Annotated in this window: 18 protein-coding genes; 3 read left to right on the forward strand and 15 right to left on the reverse strand. The window is 55.2% G+C overall.

Features of this window, described 5'->3' with window-relative positions; translation table 11 throughout:
* Positions 1 to 15 precede the first annotated feature (15 nt).
* The 10 genes from J9880_RS05390 to J9880_RS05435 form a co-directional block, all read right to left on the reverse strand.
* Positions 16 to 1,935: a BglG family transcription antiterminator gene (locus tag J9880_RS05390; RefSeq protein ID WP_232770189.1), complete on the reverse strand. Its 1,920-nt coding sequence runs from the start codon at positions 1,933 to 1,935 to the stop codon at positions 16 to 18.
* Positions 1,936 to 1,947: 12 nt separating this feature from the next.
* Positions 1,948 to 3,156 (reverse strand): lactonase family protein, encoded by a 1,209-nt coding sequence (locus J9880_RS05395; RefSeq protein WP_232770190.1) that lies wholly within the window; start codon positions 3,154 to 3,156, stop codon positions 1,948 to 1,950.
* A gap of 122 nt (positions 3,157 to 3,278) precedes the next feature.
* Positions 3,279 to 4,019, reverse strand: a complete 741-nt coding sequence (dagF, locus tag J9880_RS05400; RefSeq protein WP_119822415.1) for a 2-dehydro-3-deoxy-phosphogluconate aldolase — start codon at positions 4,017 to 4,019, stop codon at positions 3,279 to 3,281.
* Entirely contained in the window at positions 4,016 to 5,143 is a 1,128-nt protein-coding gene (locus J9880_RS05405; RefSeq protein WP_095924410.1) for a DgaE family pyridoxal phosphate-dependent ammonia lyase, read from the reverse strand. Before J9880_RS05405 ends, dagF begins: the two co-directional genes overlap by 4 nt.
* On the reverse strand, positions 5,133 to 6,266 hold the full coding sequence (locus tag J9880_RS05410; protein ID WP_232770191.1) for an amidohydrolase/deacetylase family metallohydrolase: 1,134 nt from the start codon (positions 6,264 to 6,266) through the stop codon (positions 5,133 to 5,135). Before J9880_RS05410 ends, J9880_RS05405 begins: the two co-directional genes overlap by 11 nt.
* A 69-nt stretch (positions 6,267 to 6,335) precedes the next feature.
* The gene (locus tag J9880_RS05415; RefSeq protein WP_047605604.1) at positions 6,336 to 6,983 is read right to left on the reverse strand and encodes a DUF4310 family protein; all 648 of its coding nucleotides are present in this window, start codon (positions 6,981 to 6,983) and stop codon (positions 6,336 to 6,338) included.
* A 13-nt stretch (positions 6,984 to 6,996) separates the two neighbouring features.
* Positions 6,997 to 7,773: a DUF4311 domain-containing protein gene (locus J9880_RS05420; protein ID WP_013577268.1), complete on the reverse strand. Its 777-nt coding sequence runs from the start codon at positions 7,771 to 7,773 to the stop codon at positions 6,997 to 6,999.
* Between the two features lie 32 nt (positions 7,774 to 7,805).
* The gene (locus tag J9880_RS05425) at positions 7,806 to 8,105 is read right to left on the reverse strand and encodes a DUF4312 family protein (protein WP_047605601.1); all 300 of its coding nucleotides are present in this window, start codon (positions 8,103 to 8,105) and stop codon (positions 7,806 to 7,808) included.
* Positions 8,105 to 8,470, reverse strand: a complete 366-nt coding sequence (locus tag J9880_RS05430) for an SFCGS family glycine-rich protein (RefSeq protein ID WP_013577270.1) — start codon at positions 8,468 to 8,470, stop codon at positions 8,105 to 8,107. The genes J9880_RS05425 and J9880_RS05430 overlap by 1 nt, the downstream gene beginning before the upstream one ends.
* A 46-nt stretch (positions 8,471 to 8,516) precedes the next feature.
* Positions 8,517 to 8,867, reverse strand: coding sequence for a PRD domain-containing protein (locus J9880_RS05435; RefSeq protein ID WP_095924407.1), 351 nt, complete (start codon positions 8,865 to 8,867; stop codon positions 8,517 to 8,519).
* Between the two features lie 399 nt (positions 8,868 to 9,266).
* On the opposite strand from J9880_RS05435, the gene rnk reads away from it, so the two are divergent.
* On the forward strand, positions 9,267 to 9,677 hold the full coding sequence (rnk, locus tag J9880_RS05440; RefSeq protein ID WP_095924406.1) for a nucleoside diphosphate kinase regulator: 411 nt from the start codon (positions 9,267 to 9,269) through the stop codon (positions 9,675 to 9,677).
* A 449-nt stretch (positions 9,678 to 10,126) separates the two neighbouring features.
* On the opposite strand, the gene cybC is transcribed toward rnk, so the two are convergent.
* Both cybC and pmbA read right to left on the reverse strand, forming a co-directional pair.
* Complete coding sequence (gene cybC / locus J9880_RS05445; protein WP_119823070.1) at positions 10,127 to 10,513, reverse strand: cytochrome b562; 387 nt, start codon at positions 10,511 to 10,513, stop codon at positions 10,127 to 10,129.
* A gap of 159 nt (positions 10,514 to 10,672) precedes the next feature.
* Positions 10,673 to 12,013, reverse strand: a complete 1,341-nt coding sequence (pmbA, locus tag J9880_RS05450; RefSeq protein ID WP_095924404.1) for a metalloprotease PmbA — start codon at positions 12,011 to 12,013, stop codon at positions 10,673 to 10,675.
* Between the two features lie 227 nt (positions 12,014 to 12,240).
* Here pmbA and yjgA point away from each other — a divergent pair, with 227 nt between their 5' ends.
* Positions 12,241 to 12,792, forward strand: a complete 552-nt coding sequence (gene yjgA, locus J9880_RS05455; protein WP_015698912.1) for a ribosome biogenesis factor YjgA — start codon at positions 12,241 to 12,243, stop codon at positions 12,790 to 12,792.
* A 37-nt stretch (positions 12,793 to 12,829) separates the two neighbouring features.
* On the opposite strand, the gene J9880_RS05460 is transcribed toward yjgA, so the two are convergent.
* From J9880_RS05460 to J9880_RS05470, 3 genes are all read right to left on the reverse strand, one after another.
* The gene (locus J9880_RS05460; RefSeq protein WP_133823623.1) at positions 12,830 to 13,123 is read right to left on the reverse strand and encodes a barstar family protein; all 294 of its coding nucleotides are present in this window, start codon (positions 13,121 to 13,123) and stop codon (positions 12,830 to 12,832) included.
* 5 nt (positions 13,124 to 13,128) lie between these two features.
* Positions 13,129 to 13,578, reverse strand: coding sequence for a ribonuclease domain-containing protein (locus J9880_RS05465; protein ID WP_119823074.1), 450 nt, complete (start codon positions 13,576 to 13,578; stop codon positions 13,129 to 13,131).
* A 77-nt stretch (positions 13,579 to 13,655) separates the two neighbouring features.
* Positions 13,656 to 15,116, reverse strand: a complete 1,461-nt coding sequence (locus J9880_RS05470; protein ID WP_232770192.1) for an NAD-dependent succinate-semialdehyde dehydrogenase — start codon at positions 15,114 to 15,116, stop codon at positions 13,656 to 13,658.
* A 413-nt stretch (positions 15,117 to 15,529) separates the two neighbouring features.
* Between J9880_RS05470 and J9880_RS05475 the strand changes: the two genes are divergently transcribed.
* Positions 15,530 to 17,128: an APC family permease gene (locus tag J9880_RS05475; protein ID WP_015698916.1), complete on the forward strand. Its 1,599-nt coding sequence runs from the start codon at positions 15,530 to 15,532 to the stop codon at positions 17,126 to 17,128.
* The last annotated feature ends 82 nt before the right edge of the window (positions 17,129 to 17,210 follow it).

The following is a 17,210-nucleotide window of genomic DNA, read 5'->3' on the forward strand; positions in this document are numbered from 1 at the left end:
CGTCAGGGACGCAGGCTAAATACGGCTTAAACAGTCGATAGCAATGGCCTTAAAGCTTTCAAAGTTCTCACTGCTCAGCAAACGGCTCATTGAGCGTTCCCGCACAAACGTCACGAACAAATCGTAAATCGCCATCGCCTCTTCATAATCAGCCTTGCTGATCGCCAGCAGGAAAATCACGTGCGCGGTTTCCCCTTCTCCCCACGCAATGCCCTGCGGCGAAAGCAACGTAATCACCACGGTTTTCTTCGCCAGCAGTCCCAGCGAGTGCGGCAGCGCAATCCCTTCGCCGAGCATGGTGGAGACAATCTCTTCGCGCTCGACCACTGACGGGTAAAACGCCTGATCGACGTAGCCTTCTTCTTCCAGCTGTGAGCACACATGGCGGAATAACTCCGCCTGCGTCATCGGCTGGTTGACGATCATAAAGTGTTTTTCGTCGAAGAATTTTTCCAGCATATAAGGCCGCGTGCGGTCGACCAGCACCAGCTTGCCGAGCTGTTCCATCTGGTATTCCGTCGGGAAAGGCGACAACACCACCACCGGCTTGTTCTTCTCGCTGATACGGGCGTTAGAAATAATAAAATCTTCGTCGATATGGTCCAGTTGTTCGTAATCGCGCAGCGTCACAATCTGCTTCATCACCAGTTGCGGATACTTACGGTTAATCTGCGCCTGGATCATGCGGATGGTCGAATTACCGGTATCGCACACCAACATCACCTGCGGATGCCGCTGATAGCCGATGTTGTAATGCCGTTCCAGTCCGACGCCGATATGCAGCACCAGAAAACCGATCTCGTTTTCGCTCAGGGTGTACGGCGTGTATTTCCCCCAGCTCGAGACCGCCGCCAGCGTGACGTCATACGCCATCGGGTAATGCTGTTTGATGTTGTTCAGCAGCGGATTGGGGATATTAATCTGGTATTTCACCCGCGTAATCATGGTCTTGATATGGGTCAGCAGGTCGGCGCGCAGCTGCTTATCGCCCTGCAAATCATAGTTATAGTGCGAATTGATATACGAGAGAATGTAATCGACCAGCGACTCGTCATCGTCGGCGTTAATATCCGTCGGCAAAATCTGCTGCACCCGGCGGGCGGCGATATTGACCCGCAGATAGGCTTCTTCGGAGGCCGGGATTTCCTTACCCACCAGATTTTTCAGTTCCGCCGCCAGACGCACGGACACCTGCTTCACCGCCGGATCGCCGTCTTCGGCATCGAAATCCGTCAGCGGATAACCGCCGGTAATACGCTTGATCGCCACCGCGCAATACAGAATTAAATACTGCTCGCCTTCATCGGTCAGCTGAATGGCAGACTGCGCCAGCAACTGATGCATAAAGCGCGTCAGCGGCACCAGCGCCTCAGGTTCCAGACTTTCCGCTTTCAGCAGCGGATTGGCCTGCTCCTCGGCATCAAGCTGGAACAAGAGATCGGTCAGACAGGCGCGGATCGCCAGCTCCGCGCCAAACAGCTTCATGCCATAGCGCGGTTTGGTTTCGATATTCAGGTGATAACGCGCCAGATGCTCGCGTACGTCGGCCATATCATTTTGCAGCGTGCCCCGGCTGACAAACCATTCATCGGCCAGATCTTCCAGCTTCAAAGAAAAGGCCGAGGTCAGAAAGCGGATCAGCAACGTCTTTACCCGCTCAGCCGCCGTGCGCGGCGTCGGGTTCGGTTTACGCTGCACCGGCTGCTGTAACGAGGAGAACAAGGTGTGATCGTCAATCCGCAGCTGATAACCGCTGCCACGGCTGTGTACGAACGTCGCGCCATAGTCTGCGATGATTTCATTCAGCGCCGTGATGTCTGCACGCACCGTCCGCGTCGAGACGGACAGACGTTTCGCCAGTTCATCCTGAGGCAACGTTTCGGTTTGCAGCGCATCAAACAATTGCGCCAGCCGTTGATTGGGAAATCTCACCATTGTTTTTCCATATTATTCCGGCGACGGCGCGATCACCATTTGCGACGGACTGCCGACCGCAACATAGCCATCGACGAACGTCAGTTTGCCGTTTTCAGCAGATACCTTGAATCGGGTGATGTTATCGCTTCGTTGATTCATTGCGTAAATATATTTGCCATCCGGTGACAATGTCAGCGTGCGCGGGTAGTCGCCGCGCGTCCAGACGTCATCGTGCCAGGTCATTGCGCCTTCGCCGGTCACGTTGATCTGCGCGATGCTGTTATGCAGACGGTTCGCCACGTACAGATGTTTGCCGTCCCTGCTCAGCACAATGCCTGCGGCAAAGTTAGTGCCTTTGAAACCGGCCGGCAGCGATGAAAGGCTGTGCAGTTGCGTCAGCGTGCCTTTTGCCGCATCAAGGCGATAACTGGTCAGCGTCGAGGCTTCCTCGTTGATCAGGAAAACCACTTTGCCGTTCGGATGAAACACAAAATGGCGCGGCCCTGCACCTTCTGAAGACGCGTTGATAAACGGCGGATCGTTGGCTTCCAGCACGCCGGTTTCGCTGTTGAGTTTCCACTGATAAATCCTGTCCAGACCGAGATCCGTGGAGAACACGAATTTACCGGAAGGATCGGTGGCGATCATGTGAGCGTGCGGCCCGTTATGGTCGCTGATGGCAAAGCTGCCTTCTGCCGCCGCCGCCGGTTTACCTGCGCCCGCCGGACCGGAATCCTGCTGGCTGTGGCTGGCCTCACTCAGTTTTCCGCTGGCATCCACCGGGAAAACCGCCACCACGCCGCTGATATAATTCGCCACCAGCAGATGGTCGCCTTTTGGCGTCAGCGACAAATACACCGGCCCTGCGCCCTGCGAATCCACCTGATTGATCAGCGTCAGGCTGCCGTCTTCAGGCGCAATACGGTAAGCGGCCACGGCACCGTGTTTGCCGCCGTTGTAATCATCAGTTTCACTGCCGATGAACAGCGTTTTGCCGTCGTGGCTGAGCACCATCTGCGCCTGATTGGGCAACTGGCTGGCGAGGGTTTTATCGCTCAGTGCGCCGGTATTCGGATCGAATTTAAAGCGGTAGACACCTTCCCCGTTCGGGTTGTAGGTGCCGACGTAAGCAAACTGCGGAGTCGTGGAGGTCATTGTTTTTTCTGCTGCATAAAGCGGCGCGGCGGTCACGGCCAGCATCGCGGAGGTTAAACCTGAAATCAGAAACCAGTTTCTCATACATTTCCTCAAAATTTGGGGGCTGTCAGACAAACAAGATAACTCTGCATCCGCCCGAAGGTTGAGGGATGCAGAGTGTTTAACCGCGCAGACGGCTTACCGCGCAGGAAAGGTCAGAACCTTCAGCCCACCAGTTTTTTAACACTGGCCAGCAGCGTTCTCACATCGTCAGGACGGGTGTTGCCCGACGCGCTGTCGATAATCGAACTGTAGATATGCGGGATGATTTTGGTGACACCTGCCGCCAGCGCGATTTCCATAATCGGCTCAAAGTTTTCCAGATCGATTCCGCCGGTTGGCTCCAGCCAGAAATCCTGCTCCGCACAGGCACGCGCCACGGCGGCGAATTCGTCACGGGTTTTCAGGCCGCCCATCGGGAAATATTTCACCGAGCTGCCGCCCATGTCTTTCAGCAGCGCAATCGCCGTTTCCACCGGCACAATGGCATCGCTGGCCGCAGAACTCAGCGGCCCGGTATTGATCTTCACAAAGCCCACTTTGCCGGTCGGAGAAATCAGACCGTTGACCACGCTGTCGTTTTGCCCGAGCAGCGCACGGCTGGTGCCGACGCCGGTAAACACCTGATTGACGTGCTGCGGCTGAACCTGTGCAGAAATCTGGCTGACCATCAGCGACTGCCGCGGATCGCCCGCGCCTAAGCCGACGGACAAGGCGTTTTCAATCAGCGCCGCGTATTCCTTCATGTCCGCGACCGCGCTCGTCACATCGGCGTAATTTTTCGACAGCACGCCGACCAGCACGTGGCCCTCTGCGGCGGCGTAAATGTCACGGGCATTGTCTTTAGAACCGGCCAGCACATTCAGGCACACGCGGTCACGGTAGAAATTCGGGGTCAGCTTCATGCTTTATCTCCGCTGAAAAGGTGTTTAAAACGTTGTGCGACGATGGCGAGCTGCGGCGGGGTCACGCTGCGCACATCGACTTCAATCTTGCCTTCGTTGGCGCGGTAGCCACGGAAATAAATCGCGATATCGCCGTTCTTCATGGCATCCACAATGTCTTTGGTTTTCCAGCCGAGCACCGCTTCATCGAAAGTAATTTCCGTGCGGGCGATATCACGTCCGGCACTGTCCCAGACCACACGACCGGTCACGCCGTTAATCTCATTCAGGCTGGCGATGAATGGCGTCATCTTGTCGACCATTTCCTGTCCGGTGGTTTTCGGCAGCGTGATGTAGCTTTCAATCGCCTGCGTCAGGCCGAGAATGCCTTCCTTGCCGACTTTCATCGCACGGCCAATGCCGCCGGATTGCAGTTTTACCCATTCAACGTACTGTTTCTTGCCGAGCACCAGACCGCTGGTCGGCCCTTCGATGGCTTTTGCGCCGCTGTAAATCACCAGATCCGCGCCCATCTCGTAATAGCAGGTCAGATCTTCTTCTGCGGCGGCATCAACAATCAGCGGCAGGTTATGCGCACGCGCCACTTCTGCGGCTTCGGCCACCGACAAAATACTTTTCTGCACGCTGTGATGCGATTTGATGTACAGAATGGCGGCCGTACGCGGCGTGATGCAGGCGGCGAGTTGTGCGGCAGAACATTCGTTGGCGTAACCGGCTTCCACCACTTTGCCGCCGCCCATCGTGACCATGGTGGCGACCGGCGCGCCGAAGTTCACGTTATGGCCTTTTGGCAGCACGATATCGTGCGGGATCTCCAGCGGCGCAGCGTGCAGGTTTTCCAGCAGCCAGGCGTCATCTTTGACGATCACCGCCGCAACGGACTGCGCGATCCCGGCAGAGGCGCAGGACACCACCACGGCATTTTCGACGTTAAGCAGTTTCGCGATATAAGCGCCGGTTTTGTTCACCAGATCTTTCATCTCGAAGTAATGATTCAGGCCGGTATTCACCACTGCCGCCACTTCTTCACGCGGCGTGGACACACCCAGCGCCGTCATGCGACCTGAGGCGTTAATAACCTGTTTTAAATCATATTTTTCATATAAAGAGTGTTCAGAAGACATGAGCAGATTTCCCTTCTTCGGTTAACAGGGTGACGCCCGCGACCACAGCGGCCAGAGGCACCAGCAAACTTTCGCCCTTCACGGACTGTCCTTCGGAATCGACAAACACCTGCGGCGTCTGACGGCGTTCAAACAGGGTCAGGTCGGCGTCAGCACCGACTTCCAGACGGCCTTTGGCAGGCAGGCGCAGCGCGTCGGCGGCGTGCGAGGTGACGCAGTCAATCACCTGCGGCAGGGTCATGCCGACGCTGAAGAATTTCGACATGACGGTCGCCAGGCTATGCACCGGGCCGTTCATACGGTTACGGCAGTAAATATCGGAACTGATGGTGTGCGGCAAAATGCCCTGCTTAATCGCCAGTTCCGCCACGTCGAAACTGAAACTCGCGGTGCCATGACCGACATCCAGTAATACGCCGCGGCTCAGCGCACGTTTAATGGAATCGCGCAGCACACCTTCCGGCGAGAGAATGCGGTTCGGTTTGCCGTTGTAGCAGTGGGTGATAATGTCGCCGGAGGTCAGTAAATCCGCGATCTCATCAAGGTTCGGCGGGTTATTACCGATATGCACCATCAGCGGCAGGTCGTCGTTTTCCTGCTGAATTTCTTTTGCGCGCACCAGTGGCTTGATGCCGTTCTGGCCGACCACGCTGCTGCTCATCCGCGCCTTGATACCGATGATAAAACCGGGATTCCGCGCGATGGCGTCACGCACGCCGACCTTGTCGATCTGCGTCATGTCCGCCAGTTCGTTCTGCGTGACAATGCCGGTACGCGCGATATTCAGAAACGCGTAAACGTTGGTTTTCGCCGCACGGGTGAGCTGATAAAAATCGTCGACATCATTGGCACCGGTGCTGCCGGCATCCGCCACGGTGGTGACACCGCAGGCGACGCCAATCAGGTCGGCCTCGTCATGATAAATCGGCGATTTGGGATAACAGTGAACATGGGAGTCGATCCAGCCTGCGCTGGCGTAAACCTTGCCCTGAAGATCGAGGGTCTGGCGGGCGGTGGCATCGGAAGCCAGCGTGCCAATGGCGGCGAATTTGCCGTCGCGAATTGCAATATCAGTCAGGCTGCCGTCTGCGCGTAATGCCTGGCGGATGATTAAGTCATACATACGACGTTCTCCATAATCTCGGGCGTCAGGAGTGTTCCTGACGCCCGTTTACTGCTTATGTACTGCTTCTTACAGTGAAACCGGGAAGATGGCGCCCAGCACCATCGCACCGAGAATGGCACCACCGGTAATCGGCTTCTGCCACAGATAGAAACCCAGTGCGCCAATCAGCGAGCCAAGACCGATAGGAATCGATGCGGCCATTGCGGAGAGGATAATCAACGGCCCGAGGAAGCGGCCGGAGGCATTACCCGCGCCCATCATCACGTCAGCGCCGTAGGTGGAGTTGCTCTGATTGATGGTGAATTTACGCGCCAGAATGATGATGTAACCGACGGCTAACCCGAGGATCAGGCCGGTCACCAGCGAGGCGGCAAAGTTCGCCACCGGGAAGATAATCCCGGCGCCCAGCAGCATTGCAGGAACGCCCAGGCCGATACCGGTCTGGATCGCGCCGCCGATATCGAGAATACCGACCAGCGAACCTTCGATGATGCGGGCAAACAGGAAGCTGGCACCAAAGGCCGCCACTGCGCCGTACACGCCGGTATCCATGCCGGAACGCAGCATCGACACAAAGGCCACTTCGTTAAATGCACCGATGCCGTACAGGTAATACATGTGTGTCCCGGCGAAAACGCCGGAAGACAGCAGTCCGACAAAAATCGGGAACGACCACTCGGCGTACCAGAAACCACGTTTGGCTTGTTCTTCCATTGTCATGTTCCCCTTACTTACCGCTGAGTGAGTTGTGAATGCCGTTCAGCCATGTCGGGACGTCCAGCATGAAGGATTGCAACAGCTTGACGTCGAAACCACGGAAGAAACCGCTGAGGACGAACAGCGCGATAATCGCCGCCATCATCACTTTGGTGACGTGGTTCCAGCCGCTTTCTTCGACGCCTTTACCGATCAGGATACCCAGTACCAGACCCGGCACGGCGTTCCCCATGATCATCTGCGCCAGACCGCCAAAAATGGTGGCCCAGAAACCGGAACGACGTCCTGCATCGATCGCCGCCAGCCAGAAAATCACCGGCATGACGGTGTTCACCAGCAGGTTCGCCGCAGGCACCAGCACTTTAATGGCCGTGACCTGCAACGCCGCAGGCACGGCAGACGCGGTGGTGTTGAGGAAGGCCACCACAATCATGCCGATGATGCCGCCCGCAATCGCCATCTTGCGCGGGTCGTGCAGGGTTTCAGTGACATTGCGGTTTTTGAACATCAGGGCAGCGGTGGCCCAGTGAGGAATGATGCGGTGGTCAACGTCCTGAGTGAAAGAACCTGCCGCCACGGAAGATGCCCAGGCGTTAAAGAAGAAGCCCAGACCGAATGAGAAATGCGAAGCCGGATCGCCTTCACAGGAGTTTAATTCCCCAAGCGTACGAAAAGCCCCCATTCCTTGCACGGTTGGCGCATGGAACATACGTGCGGCACCCGCACCTACGCCCACCCCAACCAGTCCGCCGATAATTAGCGACTTAAATAAAATAATTAAAAACATCAGTATATCCTTGTCATTTATAGCTAACGTTTTTATTTCGTGACAAAAACTACCTGTTCCGTATTAATAACAGTCAGGTTGACGGTAATGTCTAACGCCACGTAATAACTCTTTCTTTCCCTGGCCAGAAAAAAGAACAGAAACTTTTCTCTTTTAACCGACTCCTCTGCCTTTATTACCTTGACGTCCTGCGGTTCAATGCGCAGCAAGACATTATTAGCAGACGATTTGAGAACCGTTCTCTGAACCTGACTCAGTGCGGAAGAAAAGGCGGCAGCCTTATTTTCGCCCTTTCCTTCAACCCGGACTGTTGTGGTTAATTGTTGCTTCATTACGCCTGACCATACTTCTTGTTATAAGCTTCAACCAGACGCTGACCCAGTTCTTCTTTATCCATAAATCCGAACCCTAATACTAAACAGCCTTCGTTAATCGCCGTGACACCTTCATCAACTGAACGCATCCCGTACTTCGCTTTATATCCGTATTTGTTTTGTGCGGTAATCGCACCTGCACCGCCACTGCCGCAGAAAGAAATACCAAAGGTCGCGCCTTCTGCTTTCATCACGTCGCCGAGTTTCATATCTGCCGCCATACCGGGGACAACAATGGCTTTTCCGCCAGCCGCTTCCACGCCTGCTGCCACTTTCTGGCCTTTACCTAAACGGTCGCCGATCACAACTAATACTTGTCCCATGATTCACATCTCCACATTAATTAATTCATTAAAATTTCAATAAAAATTATTTCGGCTCGTTATCTCTGGCCACTTCAAAATGTACCGAGAGCAAATACGCTTCCTCAATCGGTAAATTCCCGAACCAGCTCACCACGACCTCTGCCATATGCATGGAGTCGGCAGAGATTTCATCAAATAACTCTTTTTCGACTTCAGGCAACGGCTCACCGGTAATCGAGCGTAATACCATGGCTTTAACGTGTGACGTTAACATCTGCAACTGAACATCGGTGGTGTAGATATTCTTCGCACTTTGCATTGTCTGAATATCTTTTAATACTTGCTCTGTTATCGCCGCAGCATCTTTCAATTCAATCCGCCCGGTCCCATTCACAGATGCGCTTGCGTTATTCACTCGCGGTTTCCTCTCTCCTTGCCCGGCCCACTATTTTCAGCCGTGTATTTCGTCTGTCTTTACCCTAACCCCGGTAAGATTTCCTGTGTAGAGGGTCTTTTTCCAGTTCGAAGTGGAAATACGATGCGCTGAGCAGATCCAATTCGCAAAACGAAAAGTTAAGTCGCCATATCACTGAATATTGCAGGGTGTAGCAGCGTATTACACTGGTAATCGGATTTTTCGCAATGCGGATTAATTCCCTCACAACGCTTTCATTTCCGCTTAAGAGTGCCTAGTATCAAAGAACACATGCAAATTACCGACACCCCTGCGCTTACCCGCAGGGGTGTTATTTTTTGCCGACCGGCACCCCACTCGCATGAAGCGGGTGATGCAAAAGGAACCATGGAGAATGTTATGAGTAAACCGACACTGATCATCAATGAACTTGACGCAGAACGCCTGGACACACTGCTGGCGCAACCGGCGTTTGCCAGCAGCCCGGTCGCCGACGCACTGAATGACGAGTTAGATCGCGCCGAGATTTTGCCGCCCGAGGAAATCCCTGCCGACGTAGTGACGATGAACAGCAAGGTTCGCTTTACTGAAGGTAAAGACGGCGAAGAACACATCCGCACGCTGGTGTATCCGGCTGCGCTCAAAGACAGCAACGAGCAACTGTCGGTGATGGCCCCGCTGGGCGCTGCCCTGCTGGGGCTGCGCGTGGGCGCAAGTATCACGTGGGAAATGCCCAATGGCGAGGAAAGCCACATCACCGTGCTGGAGTTGTTGTTTCAGCCGGAGGCGGCGGGAGAGTTGAGACGTTAAGGCAGTTAACTCCTTGTTCTGCGAAAGTGGGAGGCAACGCGCTGAACGGCTCCCTCCCCTGCGAAGGGGAGGGTTGGGGTATTAATGGCGAATCAATAAGTTAAAGTTTGCACTGACATTGGTTTTGTCATTAAAACCCCCTCCCCGCCTCCCCCTTCGCAGGGGGAGGAGCAAGACAGCGGTCAATTCCGGCTATTTCTCACCATGAAATAATGTGGGTTTTACTCCCTCCCCTGCGAAGGGGAGGGTTGGGGTGGGGTATTAATGACGAATCAATAAGTTGAAGTTTGCACTGACATTGGTTTTGTCATTAAAACCCCCTCCCCGCCTCCCCCTTCGCAGGGGGAGGAGCAGGACAGCGATCAATTCCGGCTATTTCTCACCATGAAATAATGTGGGGTTTACTCCCTACCCTTCGCAGGGGGAGGAGCAAGACACCCGCCATCTGCTTACTTAAACTTCTTGTGGTTCTCATTCCTTGTCGCCTTGAACCCTTCGGCTTCTTTCTTCGCTTCATCCACTTTACCCGCTTTCGCTAAAGCAGAAGCTTTATCAATCTGGCCGATCAGCGTATCCAGCCCTTTGTGGTAATCCTGCATTTCCGGGCTGTCAGGGGCTTTGCCTTCCAGTTTCGGTGGCGTGGCTTTTTTCGCGTCTTCCGCTGCGGCTTTCATGTTCGCCAGACCGGTGGTCAGTTCGGCCTGATCGTTGGTTTTCAGCACCTTGCTGTAATTATCAGAAATGGTGTCCATGTCCGTTTCTAAATCTGCTGCCAGTGCCACCGTGCTGCTTCCCAGCATTGCGACTACCGCTAACGCCATCAGTTGTTTACGCATGAGCTTTTTCTCTATTGTTATTTATTTGTTAGATAAAACGACATTGCTTGTAAGGCTTTATAAAAATAGGCTGAGAGAGAGGAAAACGGGATGAATTTTTTGTAAAGAAGGGTGGCAGGTGAGAAGCAGCGATCGGGCGACCGCTGCTTTGCAGGAAAATTACTCGCCGGCGATTTTCATTGCCGGTAACAGCACGGAACCGCACTGGATATTACTGCGGGTTTCGATATCGCTGCCGATGGCGACCATGTTGCGCCACATGTCTTTCAGGTTTCCGGCGATGGTGATTTCACTGACCGGATACTGGATTTCGCCATTCTCGACCCAGAAACCGGCCGCGCCGCGTGAGTAGTCACCGGTGACGCCGCTGACGCCCTGACCCATCAGTTCCGTCACGACCAGACCTTTATCGAGCTTACGCAGCATACCGGCGAAATCATCACCCTGACCGGCGATGCGCCAGTTATGGATGCCGCCCGCGTGACCGGTGGTTTGCAGACCGAGTTTACGTGCGGAATAACAGGTCATCAGCCAGCTTTGCAGGATGCCGTCTTTAACGATATCGCGACGCTCAGTGCGCACACCTTCGCTGTCGAACGGCGTGGATGCCAGCCCCTGTAACAGATGCGGATGCTCTTCGATGGTCAGCCACTCCGGCAGGATCTGCTTGCCGAGGCTGTCGAGCAGGAAGGACGATTTACGGTAAATGCTGCCGCCGCTGATCGCCCCGACCAGATGCCCGAACAGGCCGGTCGCCACTTCGGAAGCGAACAACACCGGAGCCTGCATGGTCGGTAATTTACGCGGAGCCAGACGCGATAAGGTGCGGCGTGCACATTCTGCGCCGACCCATTCCGGATCTTTCAGGTCGCTGATTTTACGCGCGATGGAATAAGCGTAGTCGCGTTCCATGTCGCCCTGGTGTTCCGCGATAACCGAGGCGGAAATCGAATGGCGCGTCGAACAATAGCTCTGCAACATGCCGTGGCTGTTGCCGAACACGCGGATGCCATAATGGCTGTTGAAACTGCCGCCTTCGGTATTGGTGATGCGCTTATCGGCTTTCAGCGCCGCCTGTTCAGCACGGGCGGCCAGTTCGATACTGCGATCGGCATCGAGTTCTTCCGGGTGGAAGAGATCCAGATCCGGCGCGTCGAACGCCAGCATCTCTTTGTCAGCCACGCCCGCGAACGGATCCGGCGAGGTGTAACGGGCGATATCCAGCGCCGCCTGCACGGTGCGGGAAATGGCGTCCGGGCTTAAATCGGTAGAAGAGGCGCTGCCCTTACGGTTCTGATAATAAACGGTAATGCCCAGCGCGCCGTCGCTGTTGAATTCAACGTTTTCCACTTCGCCAAAACGGGTACTGACGCCGATACCGGTGGTTTTGCTGACCGCCACTTCGGCAGCATCTGAACCGGCTTTCGCCAGTTCCAGCGCCTGAGATACGGCCTGTTCCAGGGTTTTACGCTGTTGCGCTACTTGATTCACTACGTTCATCGGCATGCCATCGCTTATGAGATTAAAGGGTTTGTTCTACACTGATATACAGAAACGCTTACCTTTGAGTCTAACAGAGACTCGCCACAATTTCGCATTCACTCCGGCGTTGTTATGCCCAAAGTTGCAACAGAACATGGATGTATGCGGCATAACCCTGCATAATGCCGCCGAAGCAATAAAGCACAATCAAACTGACAGGATTACCTCGTTAAGAGGAAGCGCCCATGACAAAGAAAATTGACGACTGGCACGACGACGTTCCCGACACCAACGAGAACGACGATGATGATGAAATCATCTGGGTCAGTAAAAGTGAAATCAAACGTGACGCCGAGGCGCTGAAAGATCTCGGTGCAGAAATGGTTGAGCTGGGTAAAAACTCGCTGGACAAACTGCCGCTGGACGACGATCTGCGCGCGGCGATCGACTTAGCGCAGAAGATCAAGAAAGAAGGCCGCCGCCGTCAGCTTCAGCTGATCGGCAAAATGCTGCGTTCCCGCGATGTCGAGCCAATCCAGACTGCGCTGGATAAGCTGAAAAACCGCCACAACCAGCAGGTGTCGCTGTTCCATAAACTGGAAATGCTGCGTGACCGTCTGGTGGAAGAAGGTGACGATGCGATCCCGCCGGTGCTGGAACTGTATCCGGAAGCCGACCGCCAGCAGCTGCGTGCGCTGATCCGCAACGCACAGAAAGAGAAAGCCGCCAACAAGCCGCCAAAATCTTACCGCCAGATCTTCCAGTATCTGCGCGAACTGGCTGAAGGTCAGGACTAAAAAACAAAAACCCGCTTTGATGGCGGGTTTTTTCTTTTCAGCCTTTGGCCTTCGCCGCCGGTTTCTCCGGCAGGTTCAGACGCAGCGCGCCTTCCAGTTCTTCTTCCGCTTCTTCAAACAGCAAAATTAATGCGCCGAAACGTCGTTTACGGTTGGCATTCAGGTTCATGAAATCTATCTCAACCGGCAGTGAAATCCCGCCCGTTACCTCGTCCCAGAGTGCGTCCAGATTCGCGCCGAAGCTGTCGGTCAGCGCAAACTGACGGGCAAACTCGCGGTAGAATGCGGGTAAATCCGGGATGTGATTAAAATCGAAGCTCACTTTATTCATCGACGTTACTCCACCCGAACGAAATGCTGATAATGATCTTTACTGACGTAAATCAGCCCGTCGCTGGCAAACAGCACGCGGTCAGCGCCGCGACGTCCGCAGCGATAGTTGATATCCGCTTCACGCCAGACCCGTTTTGAAGCCGAAGGCAGCCGCCCTTCCCGGTTAGAGAAACGGTCGCCGCCGATGGCTTTGCCCGGCAAGACATCACACAGATTCCCGGCGCGTGCATCCCATCCGGCTTCCCGCGCCTTTTTCTTGGTGATGTAGTTTTCCGGCAATTGATGATTCTGGCGCAAATAGCTGATCACCGTTTTCTCTTCCGTCCCCGTCACGATAGTGCCCGGGTTGTGTGTCGTTTTCGCGACAATCTGTCCTGCGATGCCACACAGTCCCGCGATCACGGCGACCGCCATCATCAGTTTGCGCGGCCGTAGCCCGTTAAATACCGTCATTGGCGTCCTTTGTGTTTAGCCCGCATCGATCTGTTCCTGTTTATTGTTTCTTAAAACGCCGTATCTGGAAAGCTGACTTAAAGATTTCCTAAATGCAGCGTTTTCACCTGCAAATACTCTTCCAGCCCCAGCACCGAGCCTTCGCGTCCCAGACCGGATTCTTTCACCCCGCCGAACGGCGCGGCTTCATTGGAAATCGCACATTCGTTAACGCCGATCATGCCGCTTTCGATGGCGTCCGCGACGCGGAAAATGCGTTTCAGGTTCTGGCTGTAGAAATACGCCGCCAGCCCGAAAGGCGTGTCATTGGCGCGTTTAATCACCTCTTCTTCCGTGCTGAAACGGAAACAGGCTGCCAGCGGGCCGAAGGTTTCTTCGTGCGCCACTTTCATGTCATCCGTCGCATCGATAATGACCGTCGGCTGGAAGAAGTTACCGCCGAGTTTATGACGCTGGCCACCTTCCATCAGCCGTCCGCCTTTCTCCAGCGCGTCTTTGACGTGTTCTTCGACTTTCTCCAGCCCCTGAATATTGATCAGCGGCCCGACAATCACGCCCTCGTCCATGCCGTTGCCGACTTTCAGCTTGCGCACCTCTTCCACCAGACGCGAGGTGAATGCCTCATACACGCCGTCCTGCACGTAAATCCGGTTGATGCACACGCAAACCTGTCCGCTGTTGCGGAATTTACAGGTGATCGCGCCCTGCACCGCCGCCTCAATATCGGCATCGTCAAACACGATGTACGGCGCGTTGCCGCCCAGTTCCATCGACACTTTTTTCATGATGTCGGCGCTGTTACGCACCAGCGTTTTACCGATGGCGGTCGAGCCGGTAAAGGAGACTTTGCGCACCGCGTCGCTCGCCATGATCACGTCGCTGATCGCCGCCGTGTCCCCGGCCACGCCGTTGATCACGCCGTCCGGTACACCGGCGTCCTGCGCCAGTTGCAACAAGGCAAAGGCCGACAACGGCGTGTTGCTGGCCGGTTTGATCAGGCCGGTACAGCCTGCCGCCAGCGCCGGACCCAGTTTGCGGGTCAGCATCGCCAGCGGGAAATTCCACGGCGTGATTGCCGCGACAACACCGACCGGTTCGCGGGTCGCCAGAATGCGCGAGCCGGCTTTGGCCGGAGGGATGATTTCGCCGTTGGCGCGTTTGGCTTCTTCGCTGAACCATTGCAGATAGCTGGCGGCGTAATCGACTTCGCCCAGCGCTTCTTTCAGCGGCTTGCCCTGTTCGGCCACCATCAGCTCGCCGAGGAATTGTTTGTTTTCCAGCATCAGCTCATACCAGCGATGCAGAATTTCAGAACGGGCTTTTGCCGTGGTTTTGCGCCATTCAGGGAACGCGTAGCTGGCCGCTTTCACCGCGGCTTCCGTCTCTGCTTTACCGGCTTTTGCCACTTTAGCCACCACCTCGCCGGTGGCCGGATTCAGCACATCAAACGTTTCTCTGGCCTCATGCCATTTACCCCCGGCAAAGTAGCCGGTCTTGAATAAAGGATGCGCGGACAGTTTTTCTGATTGGGCAGACATAGGGGATCCTCCTGATTTATGCCGTTCAACACGGGATATGGCAGTAAGTATAGACTCTAAAAAGGAAGGCGAAGGCACAGGACATTTAGCGTTCTGTGCTTGTAACATTCAGTTACACCAGGCTTTTCTGCTGAGATTAGCCAAAACCTCCGCATAACCATGAGGCGTCAGCTGCACCCCGCAGGTGCATGACGTGACCTTCCCGGTGTCTTTTTGCGCCATCAGATAGCATGCAAACCATAAGCAGAGTGTGATTTGCGCCGTCAGGGACAGAATGTGATGCAAATCACATGACTGGCATGGTTCCTGCTCAATACCTTCCGACCGCGCAATTCCTGCGCCGGTGCAAATTCCCTTTTTGGCAGTGAAGGTTTCTGCCGTCTTCCCAACTCTTCAACCCTAAAGAGGATCCTATGACTCAGGGGACGTTGAAAAAGAAATTAGGACTGGTGGATCTGACATTACTTGGTGTCGGCTCCATGATCGGTTCCGGATGGCTTTATGCGGCACTCACCAGTTCCGGCTATGCGGGCGGATTAACCGGCTGGGCGTGGCTGCTCGGCGCAGTGATGGTGCTGCTGATTGGGCTGGTGTTCGCCGAGCTTGCCGCCGCCATTCCGCGTGCCGGGGGTTTTGTCCGCTATCCGAATTACACGCACGGTAATGTGGTGGGTTTTGTTATCGGCGTGAGTTCGCTGCTGGCGTACACCAGTACTGCTGGCGTGGAAGTGGAAGCCGTGCGTCAGTATGCGATGTACTGGTGGCCCGCGCTGGGCCAGACCGACGGCAGCCCGACCGGTCTCGGCTTTGTGATGCAAATCGTTCTGCTGGTGGGTTTCTTCCTGCTGAACTACTGGAGCGTCAGTTTCTTCGGGCGCATCAATACCATTATTACGACTTTCAAATTCATCGTCCCGCTGATGGTAATTGTGACGCTGTTCGGCTATTTCCACGGCGGTAACCTGAGCGTACCGGGCACCGCACCGGGCGGCGTGCACGGTATCTTCTCGTCGCTGACCGGCGCTGGCATTGTGTTTGCGTATCTCGGTTTCCGTCAGGCGGTGGATTTCGCCAGCGAGGCGAAAAACCCGCAGCGCAATATCCCGATCGCCATCATGCTGGCCATTGGCATCAGCTTCGTGATCTACATTCTGTTGCAGTTCGCCTTTATGGGCGCGGTGCCCGCCGACATCCTCAGCGCACATGGCTGGGTCGGGCTGAAAACCATCTTCCAGTCGCCGTATGCCGATCTGGCGCGTAGTCTGGGCATTACGTGGCTGATTAACCTGATCCTGATCGACGCCGTCATTTCTCCGGCAGGGACCGGGAATATCTATCTCGCCGGGGCTTCCCGCGTGCTGTTTGCCTGGGCGAAGAACGGCCATCTGTTCTCGATTTTCGCCAAAGTCGATCCGAAATCCGGCGTACCGCGCGGCGCACTCTGGCTGTCGCTGATTCTGGCCATCGCCTGGACGCTGCCGTCTGAATTTCAGGTCTGGGGCGGGCTGATCGGTGCAGTGACGTCCGCGACCGTGTTCACCTATATGCCCGGTCCGGTCAACGCCGGTGTTATGCGCTCACGGTTACCAAATCTGCCACGTCCGTTCCGGTTGCCGGTGTTTGGCCTGCTCAGCCCGCTGGCGTTTGTCGCCAGTACCCTGCTGATTTACTGGAGCGGCTGGTCGGTGAACGAATTGCTGATCCCGATCCTGGTCATTGCGTGGGTGGCGTACGTTTTGTTCGGCAAGAAAGATCAGCATTTCAAACGTGATGTGCAGAGCGCGTGGTGGTTGCTGGCTTATTACATCGCGATTTTCATTCTCTCTTACTTCGGCACCTACGGCGGAACGGGTGCGATTTCCAGCCCGCTGGACATGGTGCTGGTCGTGGTCGTGACGCTGGTTTGCTATTATTGGGGCGTGGCTTCCGGGCATGAAAAACTGGAAATCCCGCAGGATGACGAGGAAGACGACACACCGGTCAGCCCGCGCCGCGAGACCCGTGTCGCATAGTTGATGTAATGAAATTGTCGTACGTTCACATTGCGTTTCTTTGTCAGTAGACTGCGGGTTTTACTCCGCCATTCTCTGACAA

The sequence above is a fragment of the Rahnella victoriana genome (assembly GCF_021276285.1).
GTDB lineage: Bacteria > Pseudomonadota > Gammaproteobacteria > Enterobacterales > Enterobacteriaceae > Rahnella > Rahnella victoriana.